The organism is Mitsuaria sp. WAJ17, from assembly GCF_014174515.1.
Lineage (GTDB): Bacteria > Pseudomonadota > Gammaproteobacteria > Burkholderiales > Burkholderiaceae_C > Roseateles_B.
On record NZ_JACJUG010000009.1, the window covers coordinates 1 to 15,416 of the forward strand.

Consider the following 15,416-nt stretch of genomic DNA (forward strand, 5'->3'; position numbering starts at 1 on the left):
CCAGGCCAGGCCCAGCACCAGGCCCAGGGCGGGCGCCGCGCACAGCAGCGCCGCGACCGGCCGGCTGCCCAGGCCCAGGCCCAGGGCGATCAGGCTCAGCAGCACGATCAGGTAGTAGTCCCAGGGCGGCCGGCGGCGCACCCGGACCCGGTACAGGCGCGGATGCTTGCGGTACAGCAGGGCGTCAAAGAACACATTGCGCTGCTGGCGCAGGGCCACACCCCAGCGCTCGGGCCGCACCGGATGCCAGACGAGGGCGGCATCGCAGCGGCCCACAGGCCCCAGGGCCTCGAGGCGGAACTGCAGATCGGCGTCCTCGCGCCAGGGGCGTTGGAAGCGCTCGTCAAAGCCACCCACGAGGATCAGCGCGGCCCGCCACACAAAGGCATTGGCGGTGACGAACTCCGCGTGCTCCAGGCCCTGAGTCATCAGCTCATGGTCGGTCGGGCGCCGGCCCGGCTCGTACAGGGCCGGCACCCGCACCTGCCCGGCCAGCGCCAGCCACTGGCTGCGCATGCCCAGCAGGCCCTGCTGCAGCCAATGGGGATCGGCCACGATGTCATCGTCCGTGAAGGCCACCAGCGCCGCCCGTGCGGCGCGCCAGCCGCAGTTGCGCGCCACCGCCGGGCCCCGCCCCTGCACCGGTCGGATGTAGCGCAGTGTGGGCGCTCCCGGCTGCGCGGCCAATTGCTCAACAAGGCGCTGGACGGCCTCCTCCCGGCCGTCGTCCACCACGAGGATCTCGTAGCAGGCCGCGGCCAGGCTCTGGCGCATCAAGGCCTGCAGGCAGCGGTAGAGCAGGGCCAAACGGCGGTGGGTCGGCAGGACCACGGACACCAGCAGCGGCAGCTGGCGCTGCTGAGGCACGCCCCTCATGACGCGGCCTCCGCCAGCAGCTCCCACGCAGCCCGAGTCACGGCCTCCGGCGGCACGCCGGTGAGGCAGCGCTGGTGCCCCTGGGGACAGACACTCTTCAGGCAGTCACGGCACGGCACTTCATGGCTGAGTACCCGCGAGGGCACACGCCAAGGCGTGTGCTGGGGATTGGTCAGGGCATACAGCGTGACCACGGGCGTGCCCAGTGCGGCGGCCAGGTGCACCGGACCGCTGTTGTTGGCGATCAGCAGACAGGCCCCACCGATCAGCGCCCCCAGCTCGCCCAGGCTGGGCGGTCCCGGCAGCTGCAGCGGCGGGCGTGGCAGGGCCGCGCCGAGACGCTGCAGCAGACCGGCCTCACCCGGGCCCGCGCACACCGCGAGCGCCGGACCGCCCTCGCCGGACAGGACTGCCACCGCTGCAGCAAAGGCCTCGGGGGGATAGCGCCGAGAGGGCGCGCTGGCGCCCGGATGCAGCAGCAGGTATGGCCGCCCAGGCGGCAGCCCGGCCTCGGCCAGCAGCGCGGCCACCCGCTGCACATCAGCCGCCCTCAGTGCGAAGCGCAGCCCGGGGTTCACCGTATGCAGCCCCACGCTGGCCACCAGATCCAGCTGGCGCTGCACCTCGTGGCGCATGGCCGGACCCAGCGCATCGGGCTCCGGCAGACGGTGGCTCAACAGGCCGTAGCAGCTCTCGCGGGCATGGGCCAGACGCAAGGGGATGCGCGCCAGGCGGCACATCAGCGCTGCCGGCAGGGCACTCTGGGTGCAGGTGCTGAAGATGATGGCGGCGTCGAAGCGCTCGCGGCGCAGCTGCAGGAGCAGGGCCTCGTCGGCCCCGCCCTCCCCGGCGGGACCGCCCTGGCTTGCCTCGCCCGGCCTCACCCAGGGCGCCTCGTAGCTCAGCACCTGATCCAGCCAGGGCAGATGCGGCGCCAGCGCCGCGCCGGCCGGCGAGCTCAGCAGGCTCAATGTGGCCTGCGGCAGGCACTCCCGCACGGCCGCCATGGCGGGCGTGCTCATCAGCACATCACCCATGCCGTCCAGGCGCAGCAGCAGCACGCGGCGCACCTGCGCCCAGGCCGGGGGGATGGCGGTGGCGCTCATGCCTGCGCCGGCAGGGGCTGACCGGCAGCCAGGTGGCCGTCGCAGCGCAGGACGTAGGCCACCGCGTCCAACAGCTTCATGGGCACATGCCCGCGCAGCAGAGGCCAGCGACGGCGCGTTGTGCGGCCCGGTTCCAGCAGGCGCACGCTGCGGCAGCCGACGCGACGGCTGGCCGTGCCCAGGGACTCGTCCCAGCTGAAGTACCAGGCCCGCTGCAGGTCCAGCCCCTGCGCGGCCGCAGCCTGCCGCAGCAGGTCCGGCAGGGCGTCGGCCTCCACGGCGGCCAACAGGCCCTCGGCCTGGATCTCGAACTGCGCCTCCTGTGCCAGCCGCTGTCGCAGCTCCTCCAGGTGCAAGCGGGCCGAGCGGCTGGCCTGAGCGACCGCATCTGCCGGCATCGCATGGATCAGCACCCGGTAGCCATGCCGCTGAAAGGCCTGCAGGGCCGCCAGCCCGCCGGTCCTCCATCGCAGGGCCTCGGCGGGCGCGTCCGGGGCCATCAGAGGGGCCCGCAGGGCCTCCAAAGGCAGGAAGACGGCTGCGGGAGCCGGCCCCGGGAGGCGGCGCGAACGCTTGCCGAACTGGTCGATGCGCGGATCAAGAAGCTCTGCCATGCCGCTCATGCCTTGTACCCCCAGCCCGCGGCGGGCCGCTGCACCGGCGCCGCGGGCGCGAACACGGTCACCGGTCTCACCTGGGGGCTCAGCAGGCCCAGGCCGCTCGGCGGACCGGCCTCGGGCCGGCGCCGCTCGACGAGGACACGCCGGTAGACCGCCTCCAGCCGTGCCGCCACCTGCTCCCAGGTGAACATGCGCCTCACGCGCAGCAGCCCGGCCCGGCCCATGGCCTCGGCCTGCTGCGGATGGGCGCGCAGCCTGTCCAGGTGCTTGGCCAGGGCAAGAGCATCCTTGGGCGGAACCAGGTAGCCGGTGACCCCATCGACCACCGTGTGCTGGATGCCGCCGACGGCGCTGCCAATCACCGGCCTGGCGCAGGCCATGCTCTCAAGCAGGGTGATGCCAAAGGGCTCGTACCAGGGCGTGCTCACGAAGACATCGGCCGCCTGGTAGTAGCGCGCCAGCTCCGAACGGCCGCGACGGCCGATGAACTGCACGGCTTCCTCGACGCCCAACTGCCGTGCGAGTTCGCGCAGCCGGCAGATCTCCGGCGTCTGCCCGTCGTCGGGCTGCTCCGATTCGCCGCCCACGACCAGCAGCCGGGCCCGGCGCCGCGTGGCCCCCACTGGCAGCAGGGCCAGCGCGCGGATGACGTTGTCCACGCCCTTGCGCGGCACCATGCGGCCCAGCTGCAGGACGATGAAGTCCTGCGCATCCAGACCCAGCAGCTCGCGCGCGGCGCACTGCTCGCCGGGCTTGAACTCCTGCAGGTCCACGCCGCAGGGCACCTCGGCGATCTGACACGAGGGCAGCTCGTAGTGCTGCTGCAGGTCCTGGCGGTCCTGCGGGCTTTCGGCGATGACGCGGTCCGCCGCATGCGCGACGCAACGCTCGATGGCCTGGCGCTCGGGCGGGAAGCCATCGGCCGCCGCCTGGTGCAGGCGACGCACTGCACCCAGGGCATGGAAGGTGACGACCAGGGGCAGCTGCAGGCGCCGTTGCAGCCGCAGGCCCACGAGGCCGGACATGAAGAAGTTGGCGTGCACCACATCGCAGGGCGCGCGGCTTCGCAGCAGCTTGCGGGCCTGGGCCTCGAAGGCCGGCATCCAGGGCAGCAACTGCTCCTTGGGCACGAATGCAGGCGGTCCCGCATCCAGATGGAAAACCTGCACACCCGGACCCAGGGCCTGCGCCGGCGGCAGGTCGGGGCTGTCGCGGCGGGTCAGCACGAGCACCTCGTGGCCGCGCCCCGCCAGCGCAGTCGCCACCTTGGCGACGTAGACGTTCTGCCCGCCCGAATCCACGCTGCCGGCCAGGGCCAGGGGTGAAGCGTGTTCACTGATCAGAGCGATGCGGAGGGACGGGGTTGCCATGGCATCTCCATGAAATGGAATGTCCGGACGCGGCAATCGGAATGCCCGGACCGCTCGCCCGGCCCTGCGTCTTCCCCACCTGGAGACGGCGCTGCACGGCCCTCCTGCCAGGGCCGCTGCCGCAAATCTTGCCGTCGCCTTCGCGGTACGCACGGGAGTCCTGGCTGGCGTTCTGGCAGGAGGCATGGCATGGCACTTGCCGACACCCCTCAGGCGACGCGCGAACTGGCTCCTGGGCCAGCACCGGGCGTGCGCTCCCTTCCTGGCGCGCCGCTCTGGCGTGCTTCCAAGCCTCAGGGCGTTCATCTTCCAACCACCATGACCACCGAGAAGGACCTCAAGATGCATGTACGACACCACGGCCACCCCTGCGCCGCGCCCGCACGCCCCGCCACCGGGCGCACCGGTCTCTGTCTGATCCTCGGCACCTGCGTGCTCGCGGCGACCGCCCATGCTCAGGCCGGCGCGAGCAGCACGAGCGGCAGCAGCGCCACCGAACCGAGCCTGGCCGCCCAGGACCAGCACGGCACGGGTGGCAGCTACGCCAGCGCTGGCGGCAGCTATGCGGGCAGCGACTACTCCTGGATCCCCTACACCCGCCGCGGCTACATGGGCATCAGCCTGGGTAAGTCGGACTACGCCACGCCCTGCGGCCAGGCGCCGCTCAGCTGTGAAAACCGCGACCGCGCCTTCGCCCTCTACACCGGCGGCATGTTCAACGACTTCCTCGGCCTGGAGCTGGGCCTACGGCATTACGGCAAGGTCGACCGTGCCGGTGGCGAAGCCCGGGCCTACGGCGCCAACCTCAGCCTGGTGGGCATGGTGGACATGGAGAACATCAACGTCTACGCCAAGGCCGGCGTTATCTACGGCCACACCAAGATCAGCGCCGACCCGCTGTCCGGCGTGAGCACGGGCACGAAAAACGGCTGGGGGCCCTCCGCCACGATTGGCGTGGGCTTCAATTTCAACCGCAACTTCACCGTCGCCATCGAGCGCAACCGGGACCGCTTCAAGCTCCCGGGTGGCGCCAGCAGCTATGTGCAGAGCACGGCAGTGGCGCTGAAGTACCGCTTCTGACGCCCACGGCCCGGGAGTTCCGCCGGCAAGACAGAGAAGCAATGAGATGCAATGGGAAGCAAAAGAGAGGCCCCGCGGGGCCTCTCTCTTGGTCTGTACGCCCGCGGGGCGGCCGGCTCAGCGGTAGTTCAGGCGCCCCTGTTCGTCGGAGAAGAGCAGCTCGACGCGGCGGTTCTGCTGCCGGCCCGCGGCGGTGGCGTTGTCGGCCACGGGGTATTCCTCGCCGTAAGCACGCAGCTCCAGGCGCTGCGGCGCGACGCCCGCCCGCACCAGTGCGCTGCGCACGGCCTCGGCGCGCCGCTGCGAGAGCCGCTGGTTCATCGCGCCATTGCCGGTGCTGTCGGCAAAGCCCTCGATCAGCAGGCGCCTCTCGGGATGCTGGCGCAGCACGTCGGCCAAGCGCTCGATGGCGCTGCGCACGCCAGGCTGCAGCTCGGCGCGGCCAGTGGCGAAGAGCATGTCCCGCAGCGTGACCATCACGCCGCGCTGGGTGTTCTGAGCGCTCAACTCGGCGAGGTCGCGCTGCAGGGCCGAGGCCCGGTCCTGCGCCTGTGCGGCGGCGCGGCGTGCCTGATCTTCGCCGCTGCGAGCGCGCTGCAGCTCGGCATCGCGGGCCTGCAGGCGCAGGCGGTCGCGTTCGGCGCCGGACTGCTGCACCTGAATGTCCGCGTCACGGCTGGCCGACTGGGCGCGCAAGGTGGAGAGCTGCGCGCTGGCGAGGTAGGCCAGGTGGCGGGTCTGCTCCAGATTGCGCTCGTCGCTGTAGTAGCTCTGAGCGCGCGTGAGCATGTTGCGGACCTGGGCCAGCTCGGCCGCGGCATGGCGCTGGACCAGGGGATCGGCGGCCGCCTCGCGGTACTCACGCTCGGCGGCGTCCAGGGCCGGGTCCTTGGCTGGCAAGGTCTGGCACCCGGCCAGGATGGCCAGAGCAGCCACCGTCAGTAGTGTCTTGAGTTCTTGCATGGAGTCTCCTGCTTCAGGGAATGGACACAGGCCTGCGCCTCAGCGCGAGGCCGCGGGGCTGGCGGGCGCTGCGCTGCGCCCTTGCAGCGCCTCTCGCAGCGTCTGCAGGGACTGCTGGACCTCCTCCATCGCACGCTGCGAGCGCTGCCGCGTGGCCTGCGCGCGGGCGAGCTCGGCGTCGGCCGCTGCTTCCTCCGCCAGTCGGTGGGCCCGCAGGCGGTCGGTCGGCGCGATCTGGCGCGCACGCTCCAGCTTGCTTCGCGCTCGGGCCAGGTCAAGCGCCGCGAGCTGGGCCGTGCCATCGCTGCTGGCCGCATCGACGGCATTCTGGGCCGCAGCGATGGAGGCCGGCGGCCCCTCGGGTGTCGCGCAGGCGACCAGGGCCAGCAGGCCCGAGATCAGGGACGCGGCACGCAGCCGCCGAGCAGAAGAAGGTGTCATGGCAGTCCTTTGTGTTCCGGGTTCTTGCCCTGGGGCAGCTTTCATGCCCGACGGATTTGCTGCGAGACGCGCGAGGGCGGGGCTGCCTCAGGAGGCGCGCCCGAGGACGCTGACCTCCTCCAGGCGATGGGGCTCGCGGGCCGGGCGCGCCAGTGACTGCATCAGCGCCGCGACGCGCTCCAGGCTGGGTCTGAGCTCCAGGCGCTCCATCATGTCCTGGCGCGCGGCGGCGCCCATGCGCTGTCGCAGCTCGGCCTGGGCCAGCATCTGGCGCACGCGCCCCGCGATGTCCTCGATGTCCCGCGCGGCCACCAGCCAGCCGCTGATGCCGTGCTGCACGATCTCCGGAATGCCGCCCACGCGCGTCGCGACCACGGGCAGCCCGCTGGCCATGGCCTCCATCAGCGCCAGGGGCATCGCCTCGGAGTGGGAGGTGGACACCAGCAGGTCGAGCTCGCGGTACAGGCCGGACATGTCGTCCCAGTGGCCCACCAGCCACACGCGCTGCCCCAGGCCCAGGCGGGCCAGTTCGGCCTCCAGCGCCAATTTCATCGGCCCTTCGCCCACCATCACGAAGCGCGTGGCCTCGGGCAGTCCCTCCTGCAGCAGGGAGACGGCGCGCAGGAACTGCTCCGGCCCCTTCTCGGGCGACAGCCGCCCGACGAAGCCGACCAGGGGCGTGTCCGGCGTCAAGCCCAGCCGGGCGCGCAGGCCGTCCACGGGACGCGGGCCGGGATGGAAGCTGCGCGTATCCACGCCATTGGGCTCGCAGCTGAGGCGGCGCATGTCAACGCCCAGACCCAGCGCGTGGTAGTAGCTGTGGCGGCAGACCACGCTCAGATGGCTGTGCACGGCGCGGTGCACCTCGAGGTCCAGCATCGTGATCTGCCGGCCATGGATGGTGCTCAGCATCGGCACGTCGCTGAGCCTGGACACCAGGCCCGCCAACGCATGGGCATTGGGCAGGTGCGCATGTAGCAGGTCCACGCCCGAGCTGAGCACCAGGGCCTGCACCACCTGCACGGTGCTCCAGCAGGGGTCCTCGGGCATGGGCACGCAGAAGACCTCGGCGCCCAGCGCCCGAATGGCGGCGCTGAAGCGACCCTCGTAGGGGCACAGGAGGCTGATACGGAAGCGGTCCCGCGGCAGTTGCGCAACCAGGCGCTCAACCCAGCGTTCCATGCCGCCCACGATGGCGTTGCCCACACACTCCAGCACGTGGACGCGCCGCCCCGCACCTGCGGCAGCGCCTGGCCTGGCGACGGCGACGGTCTTTCTGTCCATAGACCTTCCTGTCTCAGCAACAACGGGGCGCCCAGCCCCAAGCGGCAGAGGTCTGGCGCAGCCGCTGTCCGAGGCCCTGTGCGTCTTCCTCCCCGGGCTGCGGCCGTGCGGCAGGGAGCGGTCGCAAGACCTGACCCTGCGGACTCGACGCAAAGCGCGGTCCATCGGTACCCTCCAATCCCAGCCAGGCCGCCGCCGTACCCCACCAGATCTGCTCGCGGGCCGCGGCATCCAGCGCCAGTTCGTCCATCAGCGCCTGCACCCAGTCCCGTCGCTCGCGCAGCTGCTCGCCGCTGCAGGGCAGGAAGCAGTCGCTGCCGAACTGCAGCGATCCAGGCCCCAGCACCTCCAACATGCGGGCCAGCACTTCTCGGCGGTAGGGTTTCGGCGGTCCGAAGGAGATGTCCAGGCGGAATTGCGCCCGCTCGTGCGGCACCTCGTGGATGCGATCGATCAGGGCGACGGCCAAGGCCTCGTCGGTCCAGGGCCAGCCCATGTGGGCCAGGGCCACCCGGGTGCCGGGGTGGTCGCGCAGAGCCTCGCAGTAGACCGGGCGGCAAAATCGGCCGGAGCGACCGTCGATGAAGATCCCGCTGTGGAAGAGCACGGGCAGCCGCAGCGAGGCGGCCACCTCGTACACCCCGCGCGCCCGCTCCTCGAAGGGGTACCAGCCCGTGGGCACCAACTTCACGCCCCGCAGGCCCAGGCCCTCGATGGCATGGCGCAGGTCCTGTGCGGCGTGGTCGTCGCGCGGGTCCACCACGGCCAGGCCGGTGAGGCGGTCCTCGTGGCCGCGCACCAGGCGGGCGAGGTGGGCATTGCCGCGGCGCAACGAGGCGGCATCGCCCAGCGCGTGGCCAGGGCTCAGGAAGGGCGCCAGCAGCACAGCCCGTTCGATCCCGGCCTCGTCCAGGGCCCGGAGCACGCCTGCGCTGTCCTCGCGTCCACTGCAGTGCAGGTGGGCGTCGATGATCTTCATGGCCGGCGCGCTTCAGCTGCGACCGGGCCGTGCCGCCAGTGTGGCGGCGCGGGCCAATGCCGCCGAGGCGGCCTCGGCATGGTCCTGCGCCACCGGCCGCTTCGCACCTCCTGGCGCAGGCCGGACCGCCCGGCCCCAAAGCCGGGCCTCCAGCGCTTCCTGCAGCAGCGCCTGCACGACCTGCGCGCTGCCATCCCAGGAGTAGGAAGCCACCACGTCCATCGCATGCGTCAGGCGCAGGCGCCGCTGGGCAGGGGTCTCGTGCAGGGCCTGTTCACAGGCTTCGATGAAGGCCTCGGGGGTGCCGGCGATGCGCACCACGGCCCCATAGAGCCGCGCCACGTCAGGCACCGGCGTGCTGACCACGGGCTTCTCGCCCGCCAGGTATTCCAGGGTCTTGGTGGGGCTGATGAAGCGGGTGGATTCATTGAGGGCAAAGGGCATGAGACAGACGTCCCACCCGGCCATCAGCGCCGGCAGGACGTGGTAGCTCTGCAGGCCCACCCAGTGAATATTGGGCCGCCGGGGCAGGCTGGCGGGATCGATCTTGACCACCGGGCCCACCATCACGAGCTGCCATTGCGGGCGCGCATCGGCCAGGCGGGCAAGCAGGTCCAGATCCATGCGCTCATCGACGACGCCGAAGAAGCCCAGTCGCGGCCGGGGCAGCGCGCCCTGCACCTGCTCGGCACAGCGGGTGGCGGCCGCATCCTGCACGGCCGGCTGGAAGTGCGCCACATCGACCGCACTGGGCATGCAGTGCACCTGAGGATGCAGCGCTCGCTTGGCCTCGTAGAGCGCCGGACCGCCGGTGAACACCAGAGCGGCCAGGCCCAGCAGTTCGCGCTCGCGCTCGGGCAGCTCGGCCGGGGCCTCCTTGAAGGCGGACAGCTCGTCCATGCAGTCATAGATCCACAGTACCGGATCCAGGGCGCGGGCCAGCGGCAGGGCCATGGGCGTGTAAAGCCAGGCCATGGGGGAGCGAAGGCCGCGCTCCTGCAGGGCACGGCGCAGCAGGGGTCGCAGGAGCAGGGCCTGCTCCTCGTCGAATCCATGGGGCGGCAGCGGGCTGTGGGGCGTCAGCACTTCGAGATGGCGCCCCTGCCAGCTGCTGTCCAGCCGCGCGGGACCGGCGCCATGGACCGGCTCCTCGATGAAGAGCACCGGATGGTACCGAGCCAGCCGGGACATCAGGTGCTGGGGCCGCTGGTACACGAAGGACCAGCGCAGATGGCTGAAAACGACAAGAGGTGACATGGAGGTCCTGATGCCCGCGCCAGGGGCCGGGACGCCTGCCGAGGGCATCCGGCCCGACGGCGCAGGCCTGGGCACTGGGCGGACTGGCCTTGCGGGGCCAACCCCGGCCACGAGGGCGGAGCCGGCGGGCATTGCAAGGCCTCGTCCGGACGAAGCTGCGGCCGGGGCCTACTTGGTGGTGCGGCTGCTTGCGGTGCCCGTGCTGGAGGTGCCGCTGCCCGTGGTGGCGCTGCTGGCGGCGCCGCGGCTGCCGCCTTCGCCGTTCTCGTCAGCGCCGCTGCCTTGGCTGCCGCTGTGCTGGGGCCGCTGGCTGCGCCACTGGCTGAACTCGTCGGAGAACTTCTTGTAGCGGTCCTGGCGCCAGGACTGGTAGTCGTTGTCCAGGTTGCGCACCTGTTCCTCGCGCCACTGGTGGTAGTCCGGGTCGAATTGGCTGTGCTGGCTGCCTGGGCCGCCAAAGCTGCCGCCGTAGCTGCCGCTCATGCCACCCGGATTGCCATAGCCGCTGTGGTCGCTGCCCATGCCGCCCTGGCCCCCAAGCCCCCCATAGCCGCCTCCAAATCCGGTCCCGCCTGGGCCCACGCCACCACTGCTGTGGTGCTGCCCCTGCGGGCTATGGCTGCCCTGGCCGTACTGCCCACCGTAGCCGCCAGCCGCGCCGGGAAAGTTCTGGCCGTAGCCACCACCGAAGTGCTGGCCGCCCTGTTCGCCCCCGTGCATGCCCTGGAAGCCCCCCTGGAAGCCGCCGTTGTCATGGACTGCACCGGGATGCTGTCCCATGCCCCCCTGGTAGCCCCCTTGATAGCCACCCTGCTGGGAGCCCTGGAACTGGTCCGGGGCCCGGCCTTCCATACCCTGGGGTCGGTTGCTCGACCAATCGCCGTAGTTGCTGCCGCCGCTGCTGCGGCTGCGCTGGCCCTGCTCCTCGTGGCGGCCCTGGTTTCGACCCTGCTGGTTCATAGTGCATCCTTTCGCGATAGTTCAGAATTCATCACTGACCGGCGTACCGCGGGGCACCCGGTCCGCTAAAGCGAGGCAATCCCCGTACCCGACGCACCGCAGGGCCTGGCAGGCAGTTTTTGCCGCCGGGGGCGCAGGGCCGCCTCGGGTGCCGCGCGTCGTCCCGTTGCCAGCCCCTGTGTCAGCCGCTCTGTCAGCCCCTGTGTCAGCCTACGTTTCAGCCCCCCCTTTGCGCCCACCGTCACCCGCACCGCCCGCCTGCCAGCCCCGTGACCATGGGACCTTCCCGCGCCCGCGGGCCCAGAGCCCCCTGCCCTTGGGACTTTTGCGCAAACCCTGGCTTACAGGCCCCTGTTTATGGGGCACAATCCGCGCCGCCCGAGCCTGTTCGGGCTCAACCAAACTTCATACGAATGAACAAGACCGAACTGATCGAACACCTGGCTTCCAAGCACGAGCTGACCAAGGCAGAAGCCGGCCGCATCGTCGAAACCCTGCTGGATGCCGTGGTCACCACGGTGAAGAAGGGTGGCACTGTGTCCATCCCCGGCTTTGGCTCCTTCAAGCAACACGCCCGCGCTGCCCGCACCGGCGTGAACCCCAGCACCGGCGAGAAGATCAAGATCGCCGCTGCGAAGCTGCCCAAGTTCACCCCGGGCGCAGGCTTCAAGGCTGCAGTGGATCCCAAGGCTGCCGCCCGCAAGGCTGCCAAGGCTGAAGCCAAGCCCGCAGCCAAGGCTGCCAAGGCTGCCAAGCCCGTCGCCAAGAAGAAGAAGTAATCGCCACGCAGGCCGCGAGCCTGCGTCGTGACGCTCAAGCCCGCTGTGGCGCACACCGTGCCACGCGGGCTTTCTCTTTGAGATGCCGCCGGCCGCTCGGCCGCGTACAGTTCATGCATCGGCTCCCTTGCCTCGCCCTCCGATCCTGCCTCGCCTCGCCACCGTGCCTGCCGTGACCGACCTGCGTGTGCTCGCGCTCATCCCTCCGATGACGCAGCTGAACACGCCCTACCCCTCCACCGCCTACCTGACCGGCTTCCTGCGCTCGCGCGGCCTGCACTGCGAGCAGCGCGACCTCGCCTTGGCCCTGGTGCTACAGCTCTTCTCTCGGGCTGGCCTGCGGCAGATGCGCGAGGCCGTCGAGGCGCTGGATCGCAAGCAGCAGACGGCTCAAACCCGCAGCTTCGCCGAGCAGTACCCGGCCTACGAGGCCACGATCGAGCGCGCCATCGGCTTCCTGCAGGGCCGCGACCCCACGCTGGCGCACCGCATCAACACACGGCAGTTCCTGCCCGAGGGCGCGCGTTTCGCCACCATCGACCACTACCTGGCCGACGAGGGCGAGGACCCCCTCGCCTGGGCCTTCGGCGCCCTGGGCCTGCAGGACCGCGCCCGGCATCTGGCCACCCTCTACCTCAACGACCTCGCCGATGTGCTGCGCGACGCCGTCGATCCCCGCTTCGAGTTCGTGCGCTACGCCGAGAGCCTGGCCACCGCCCAGCCCCATTTCGAGCCCATGGCCGAGGCGCTGGCGGCGCCACCCAACCTCATCGATCGCAGCCTGCAAGACCTGACCCTCGCCGCGGTGCGCGAGACGCGGCCCGACGTCGTGCTGCTGTCCGTGCCCTTCCCCGGCGCCGTGTACGCGGCCCTGCGCATGGGGCAGGCGATCAAGGCGCAGCACCCCGGCGTCAAGCTGGTGTTGGGCGGCGGTTTTGTCAACACCGAGCTGCGCGAGCTGTCGGAGCCGCGGATCTTCGACTTCGTCGATTTCATCACCCTGGACGGCGGCGAGCGCCCGCTGCTGGCCCTGCTGGAGCACCTGGCCGGCCAGCGTTCGGCACAGCGCCTGGTGCGCACCTTCGTGCGTGAGGACGGCGAGGTGCGCTGGCGCCACCTGGCCGAGCCCGACATCCCGTTCGAGGACGTTGGCACGCCCACCTGGGACGGCCTGCCCATAGAACGCTACCTCTCCCTGCTGGACATGCTCAACCCCATGAACCGGCTGTGGAGCGACGGGCGCTGGAACAAGCTCACCGTGGCCCATGGCTGCTACTGGAAGAAGTGCAGCTTCTGCGATGTCTCGCTGGACTACATCTCGCGCTACGAGGGCGCCACGGCGGCCACCCTGGTCGATCGCATCGAGGCCATCGTGAAGGAAACGGGGCAGACGGGCTTCCACTTCGTCGATGAGGCCGCGCCCCCGAAGTCGCTGAAGGCGCTGGCGGCCGAGCTGCAGGCACGCGGCACCGCCATCAGCTGGTGGGGCAATGTGCGCTTCGAGAAGACCTTCACCCCCGAGCTGTGCCAGCAGCTGGCGGACAGCGGCTGCATCGCCATCTCCGGCGGCCTGGAGGTGGCCTCGGACCGCCTGCTGAAGCTGATGAACAAGGGCGTCAGCGTGGAGCAGGTGGCCCGCGTCACCAAGGCCTTCGCCGATGCCGGCGTGCTGGTCCATGCCTACCTGATGTACGGCTTCCCCACGCAGACCGTGCAGGATACGGTGGATGCGCTGGAGTACGTGCGCCAGCTCTTCGAGAACGGCTGCATCCACAGCGGCTTCTTCCACCGCTTCGCCTGCACGGTGCATTCGCCCGTGGGACTGAACCCGGAGCAGTTCGGCGTGGAGCTGCTGCCTTTGCCCGAAGGCCGTTTTGCGAAGAACGATATCGGCTTCATCGACCCCACCGGCACAGACCACGACGCCATGGGCCGCGCGCTGAAGAAGGGCCTCTACAACTTCATGCACGGCATCGGCGTGGACGAGGACGTGCGCCGCTGGTTCGACGTGCGCGTGCCCAAGCCCACGGTGAAGCGCGGGCATATCCAGCGGGCGCTGGCGCAGCGGGACTGAGGAGCGCGGGCATGTGGCACCTGAGCCTGGCCTGGCTGTGGCTCATGGCAGGACTGGTCTTCGGCCTCGCACCGGTGCGCAGCCCGCTGGTCTCCTGGTGGACGCCGGCGGTGCTGGGCCTGGTCCTGCTGCTGTGGCGGCGCAGCGTATGGCGCGGACTCCTGCAGCCCCTGCGCGGCGTGCGGGCCCTGTGCTGGTGCGGCCACGCGCTGACGATGGCGGCCGGGCTGCTCCTGCTGGCCGCCTCCAGCCCGCTCATGGCGGACGCCAACAGCCTCGGCCTCGGACTGCTGCTCGGACTGCTGCTGCTGCCCCTGCCCTTCTTCGGCGCGGCCGCCTGGCTGTGCCAGATCGTCCAGCTGTGCAGGCCGGCCTTGCCGGCGCCGGATGACGTTCACAAACGTTGACAACTTCAGGCCCCGACGCTTGCCGGATCTCCGACAGCCCATGGAACAATTCTCGCGCGGCGGCGGCCGGGGCCCGGCTGCCCGTCCATGACAAGACGATCCGGGGAGTGACATGACTTCTTCTTCCAAGCGCGGCCGCCTGGCCGGCGCAGGCCTGGCCCTGCTGATGGCCGGCGCCGGGCAGGCCGCCCAGGCGCAGGCCGCGGCCCCCCTCACGCCCTTCCCTCGCGCCAGCGAGTACGTCCGGCACATCAATCCGCTAGAACAGGGCACGCTGCCCATCTCGCCGCCGGAGCGCAAGTCCGGTGGCGGCCGGCAGAGCCGCTGGCGCATGAGCTACGAAGGCGCCGTCAGCGTGGTCCAGTACGACCACAAGAACGACGACAGCCCCGTGCTGATTGCCCGCCACTACGCCGGGCAGTTGAAGGCCCAGGGCTACGAGCTGGTGACCATCTGCGACATCCCCTGCCAGGCACCGGATGGCAGCGATGACAGCTCCCAGAGCTGGCGCAATGAATTCGACATGCTAGGCAAGAAGCTGGACCTCTACCGCTTCGGCCACCACGGCCTCTACTTCATGGCCTACAAGCCCGATGCCATCGCGGCCGTGCGCGTGGGCCAGTTCGGCGAGCGCCCCGTGTCCACGGTCAAGCTGGTGCAGTCAGCCAGCCTGGACCTCGGCCCGCTGAAGGCCTGGATCGCCCAGCAGCAGGCGCCGGCACCCAGCGCCGCCCTGCCGCCACCCCCCCAGCGCAGCGAAGCGGCGGCGCCCGCAGCGGAGCCGCCTGCAGGCCCACCGAAGATCATCGACATCGCCCCCAAAGACCTGGAGAAGTGGCTGGCCGAGCACCCCCGGCAGCGCGCGGTGCTGCAGGTGACCAGCTTCGATGCCAACTGCGTCCACTGCGTCCGCGCCAACCCGGTCTACGCCGCGCTGTCCAGCCGGCCGGTGCCCGAGGGCACGGTGTTCCTGCGCATGAGCTTCCAGCCCTGGCAGAGCGTAGGCCAGAACCCCGTGGGCCAGCAGCTGGGCGTGAACGGCCTGCCCACCTACCTCGTGATCGAGGGCGGCAAGCAGACCCGCCGCAAGATCGGCGACTGGGACGAAGCCACGCTGCGGCGCGAGCTCATCGACTGAGCCCCGGCCCGCCCGCCCTCGACACAACGCCGCCCCGCTGTCCTGTCAGACACGCGGGGCGGCCTTCTTCAGGCCGGGCGGA

Annotated in this window: 15 protein-coding genes; 5 read left to right on the forward strand and 10 right to left on the reverse strand. The window is 70.8% G+C overall.

Annotation, left to right across the window (positions count from 1 at the left end; genetic code table 11):
- The 4 genes from H5407_RS08870 to H5407_RS08885 all read right to left on the reverse strand — a co-directional run.
- Nucleotides 1–876: glycosyltransferase family 2 protein (locus H5407_RS08870; RefSeq protein WP_183104089.1), on the reverse strand; the 876-nt coding region annotated here is incomplete at its 3' end.
- Nucleotides 873–1,982, reverse strand: coding sequence for a glycosyltransferase family 9 protein (locus tag H5407_RS08875; protein WP_183104090.1), 1,110 nt, complete (start codon nucleotides 1,980–1,982; stop codon nucleotides 873–875). The genes H5407_RS08870 and H5407_RS08875, both read right to left, overlap by 4 nt.
- Nucleotides 1,979–2,596 carry a hypothetical protein gene (locus H5407_RS08880; protein ID WP_183104091.1) on the reverse strand — a complete coding sequence of 206 codons (618 nt, stop codon included), beginning with the start codon at nucleotides 2,594–2,596 and terminating at the stop codon, nucleotides 1,979–1,981. The genes H5407_RS08875 and H5407_RS08880 overlap by 4 nt, the downstream gene beginning before the upstream one ends.
- A 5-nt stretch (nucleotides 2,597–2,601) precedes the next feature.
- Complete coding sequence (locus H5407_RS08885) at nucleotides 2,602–3,972, reverse strand: glycosyltransferase (RefSeq protein WP_183104092.1); 1,371 nt, start codon at nucleotides 3,970–3,972, stop codon at nucleotides 2,602–2,604.
- A 318-nt stretch (nucleotides 3,973–4,290) separates the two neighbouring features.
- Here H5407_RS08885 and H5407_RS08890 point away from each other — a divergent pair, with 318 nt between their 5' ends.
- Nucleotides 4,291–5,052 (forward strand): outer membrane beta-barrel protein, encoded by a 762-nt coding sequence (locus tag H5407_RS08890; protein ID WP_183104093.1) that lies wholly within the window; start codon nucleotides 4,291–4,293, stop codon nucleotides 5,050–5,052.
- A 117-nt stretch (nucleotides 5,053–5,169) separates the two neighbouring features.
- Here H5407_RS08890 and H5407_RS08895 read toward each other — a convergent pair whose 3' ends face one another.
- The 6 genes from H5407_RS08895 to H5407_RS08920 all read right to left on the reverse strand — a co-directional run bounded on the left by H5407_RS08895 (nucleotide 5,170) and on the right by H5407_RS08920 (nucleotide 10,936).
- Entirely contained in the window at nucleotides 5,170–6,015 is an 846-nt protein-coding gene (locus tag H5407_RS08895) for an OmpA family protein (protein ID WP_183104094.1), read from the reverse strand.
- 39 nt (nucleotides 6,016–6,054) lie between these two features.
- Nucleotides 6,055–6,456 carry a DUF4398 domain-containing protein gene (locus tag H5407_RS08900; protein ID WP_183104095.1) on the reverse strand — a complete coding sequence of 134 codons (402 nt, stop codon included), beginning with the start codon at nucleotides 6,454–6,456 and terminating at the stop codon, nucleotides 6,055–6,057.
- Nucleotides 6,457–6,543: 87 nt separating this feature from the next.
- Complete coding sequence (locus H5407_RS08905) at nucleotides 6,544–7,740, reverse strand: glycosyltransferase family 4 protein (protein WP_183104096.1); 1,197 nt, start codon at nucleotides 7,738–7,740, stop codon at nucleotides 6,544–6,546.
- Between the two features lie 13 nt (nucleotides 7,741–7,753).
- Nucleotides 7,754–8,719, reverse strand: coding sequence for an amidohydrolase family protein (locus H5407_RS08910; protein WP_183104097.1), 966 nt, complete (start codon nucleotides 8,717–8,719; stop codon nucleotides 7,754–7,756).
- Nucleotides 8,720–8,731: 12 nt separating this feature from the next.
- The gene (locus H5407_RS08915) at nucleotides 8,732–9,976 is read right to left on the reverse strand and encodes a glycosyltransferase (RefSeq protein ID WP_183104098.1); all 1,245 of its coding nucleotides are present in this window, start codon (nucleotides 9,974–9,976) and stop codon (nucleotides 8,732–8,734) included.
- A 168-nt stretch (nucleotides 9,977–10,144) separates the two neighbouring features.
- On the reverse strand, nucleotides 10,145–10,936 hold the full coding sequence (locus H5407_RS08920) for a hypothetical protein (protein WP_183104099.1): 792 nt from the start codon (nucleotides 10,934–10,936) through the stop codon (nucleotides 10,145–10,147).
- A gap of 413 nt (nucleotides 10,937–11,349) precedes the next feature.
- Between H5407_RS08920 and H5407_RS08925 the strand changes: the two genes are divergently transcribed.
- The 4 genes from H5407_RS08925 to H5407_RS08940 all read left to right on the forward strand — a co-directional run bounded on the left by H5407_RS08925 (nucleotide 11,350) and on the right by H5407_RS08940 (nucleotide 15,334).
- A complete protein-coding gene (locus H5407_RS08925) occupies nucleotides 11,350–11,715 on the forward strand; it encodes an HU family DNA-binding protein (RefSeq protein ID WP_183104100.1) in 366 nt (121 codons plus the stop codon).
- 208 nt (nucleotides 11,716–11,923) lie between these two features.
- A complete protein-coding gene (locus H5407_RS08930; RefSeq protein WP_183104277.1) occupies nucleotides 11,924–13,789 on the forward strand; it encodes a radical SAM protein in 1,866 nt (621 codons plus the stop codon).
- Between the two features lie 11 nt (nucleotides 13,790–13,800).
- Nucleotides 13,801–14,196 (forward strand): hypothetical protein, encoded by a 396-nt coding sequence (locus tag H5407_RS08935; protein WP_183104101.1) that lies wholly within the window; start codon nucleotides 13,801–13,803, stop codon nucleotides 14,194–14,196.
- Nucleotides 14,197–14,308: 112 nt separating this feature from the next.
- Complete coding sequence (locus tag H5407_RS08940) at nucleotides 14,309–15,334, forward strand: thioredoxin family protein (RefSeq protein WP_183104102.1); 1,026 nt, start codon at nucleotides 14,309–14,311, stop codon at nucleotides 15,332–15,334.
- The last annotated feature ends 82 nt before the right edge of the window (nucleotides 15,335–15,416 follow it).

Bases quoted from the DNA above. Each gene is read 5' to 3' on its own strand.
- H5407_RS08875 (WP_183104090.1), bottom strand. From the start codon at position 1,982: ATGAGCGCCACCGCCATCCCCCCGGCCTGGGCGCAGGTGCGCCGCGTG.
- H5407_RS08880 (WP_183104091.1), bottom strand. From the start codon at position 2,596: ATGGCAGAGCTTCTTGATCCGCGCATCGACCAGTTCGGCAAGCGTTCG.
- H5407_RS08885 (WP_183104092.1), bottom strand. From the start codon at position 3,972: ATGGCAACCCCGTCCCTCCGCATCGCTCTGATCAGTGAACACGCTTCA.
- H5407_RS08890 (WP_183104093.1), top strand. From the start codon at position 4,291: ATGACCACCGAGAAGGACCTCAAGATGCATGTACGACACCACGGCCAC.
- H5407_RS08895 (WP_183104094.1), bottom strand. From the start codon at position 6,015: ATGCAAGAACTCAAGACACTACTGACGGTGGCTGCTCTGGCCATCCTG.
- H5407_RS08900 (WP_183104095.1), bottom strand. From the start codon at position 6,456: ATGACACCTTCTTCTGCTCGGCGGCTGCGTGCCGCGTCCCTGATCTCG.
- H5407_RS08905 (WP_183104096.1), bottom strand. From the start codon at position 7,740: ATGGACAGAAAGACCGTCGCCGTCGCCAGGCCAGGCGCTGCCGCAGGT.
- H5407_RS08910 (WP_183104097.1), bottom strand. From the start codon at position 8,719: ATGAAGATCATCGACGCCCACCTGCACTGCAGTGGACGCGAGGACAGC.
- H5407_RS08915 (WP_183104098.1), bottom strand. From the start codon at position 9,976: ATGTCACCTCTTGTCGTTTTCAGCCATCTGCGCTGGTCCTTCGTGTAC.
- H5407_RS08920 (WP_183104099.1), bottom strand. From the start codon at position 10,936: ATGAACCAGCAGGGTCGAAACCAGGGCCGCCACGAGGAGCAGGGCCAG.
- H5407_RS08925 (WP_183104100.1), top strand. From the start codon at position 11,350: ATGAACAAGACCGAACTGATCGAACACCTGGCTTCCAAGCACGAGCTG.
- H5407_RS08930 (WP_183104277.1), top strand. From the start codon at position 11,924: ATGACGCAGCTGAACACGCCCTACCCCTCCACCGCCTACCTGACCGGC.
- H5407_RS08935 (WP_183104101.1), top strand. From the start codon at position 13,801: ATGTGGCACCTGAGCCTGGCCTGGCTGTGGCTCATGGCAGGACTGGTC.
- H5407_RS08940 (WP_183104102.1), top strand. From the start codon at position 14,309: ATGACTTCTTCTTCCAAGCGCGGCCGCCTGGCCGGCGCAGGCCTGGCC.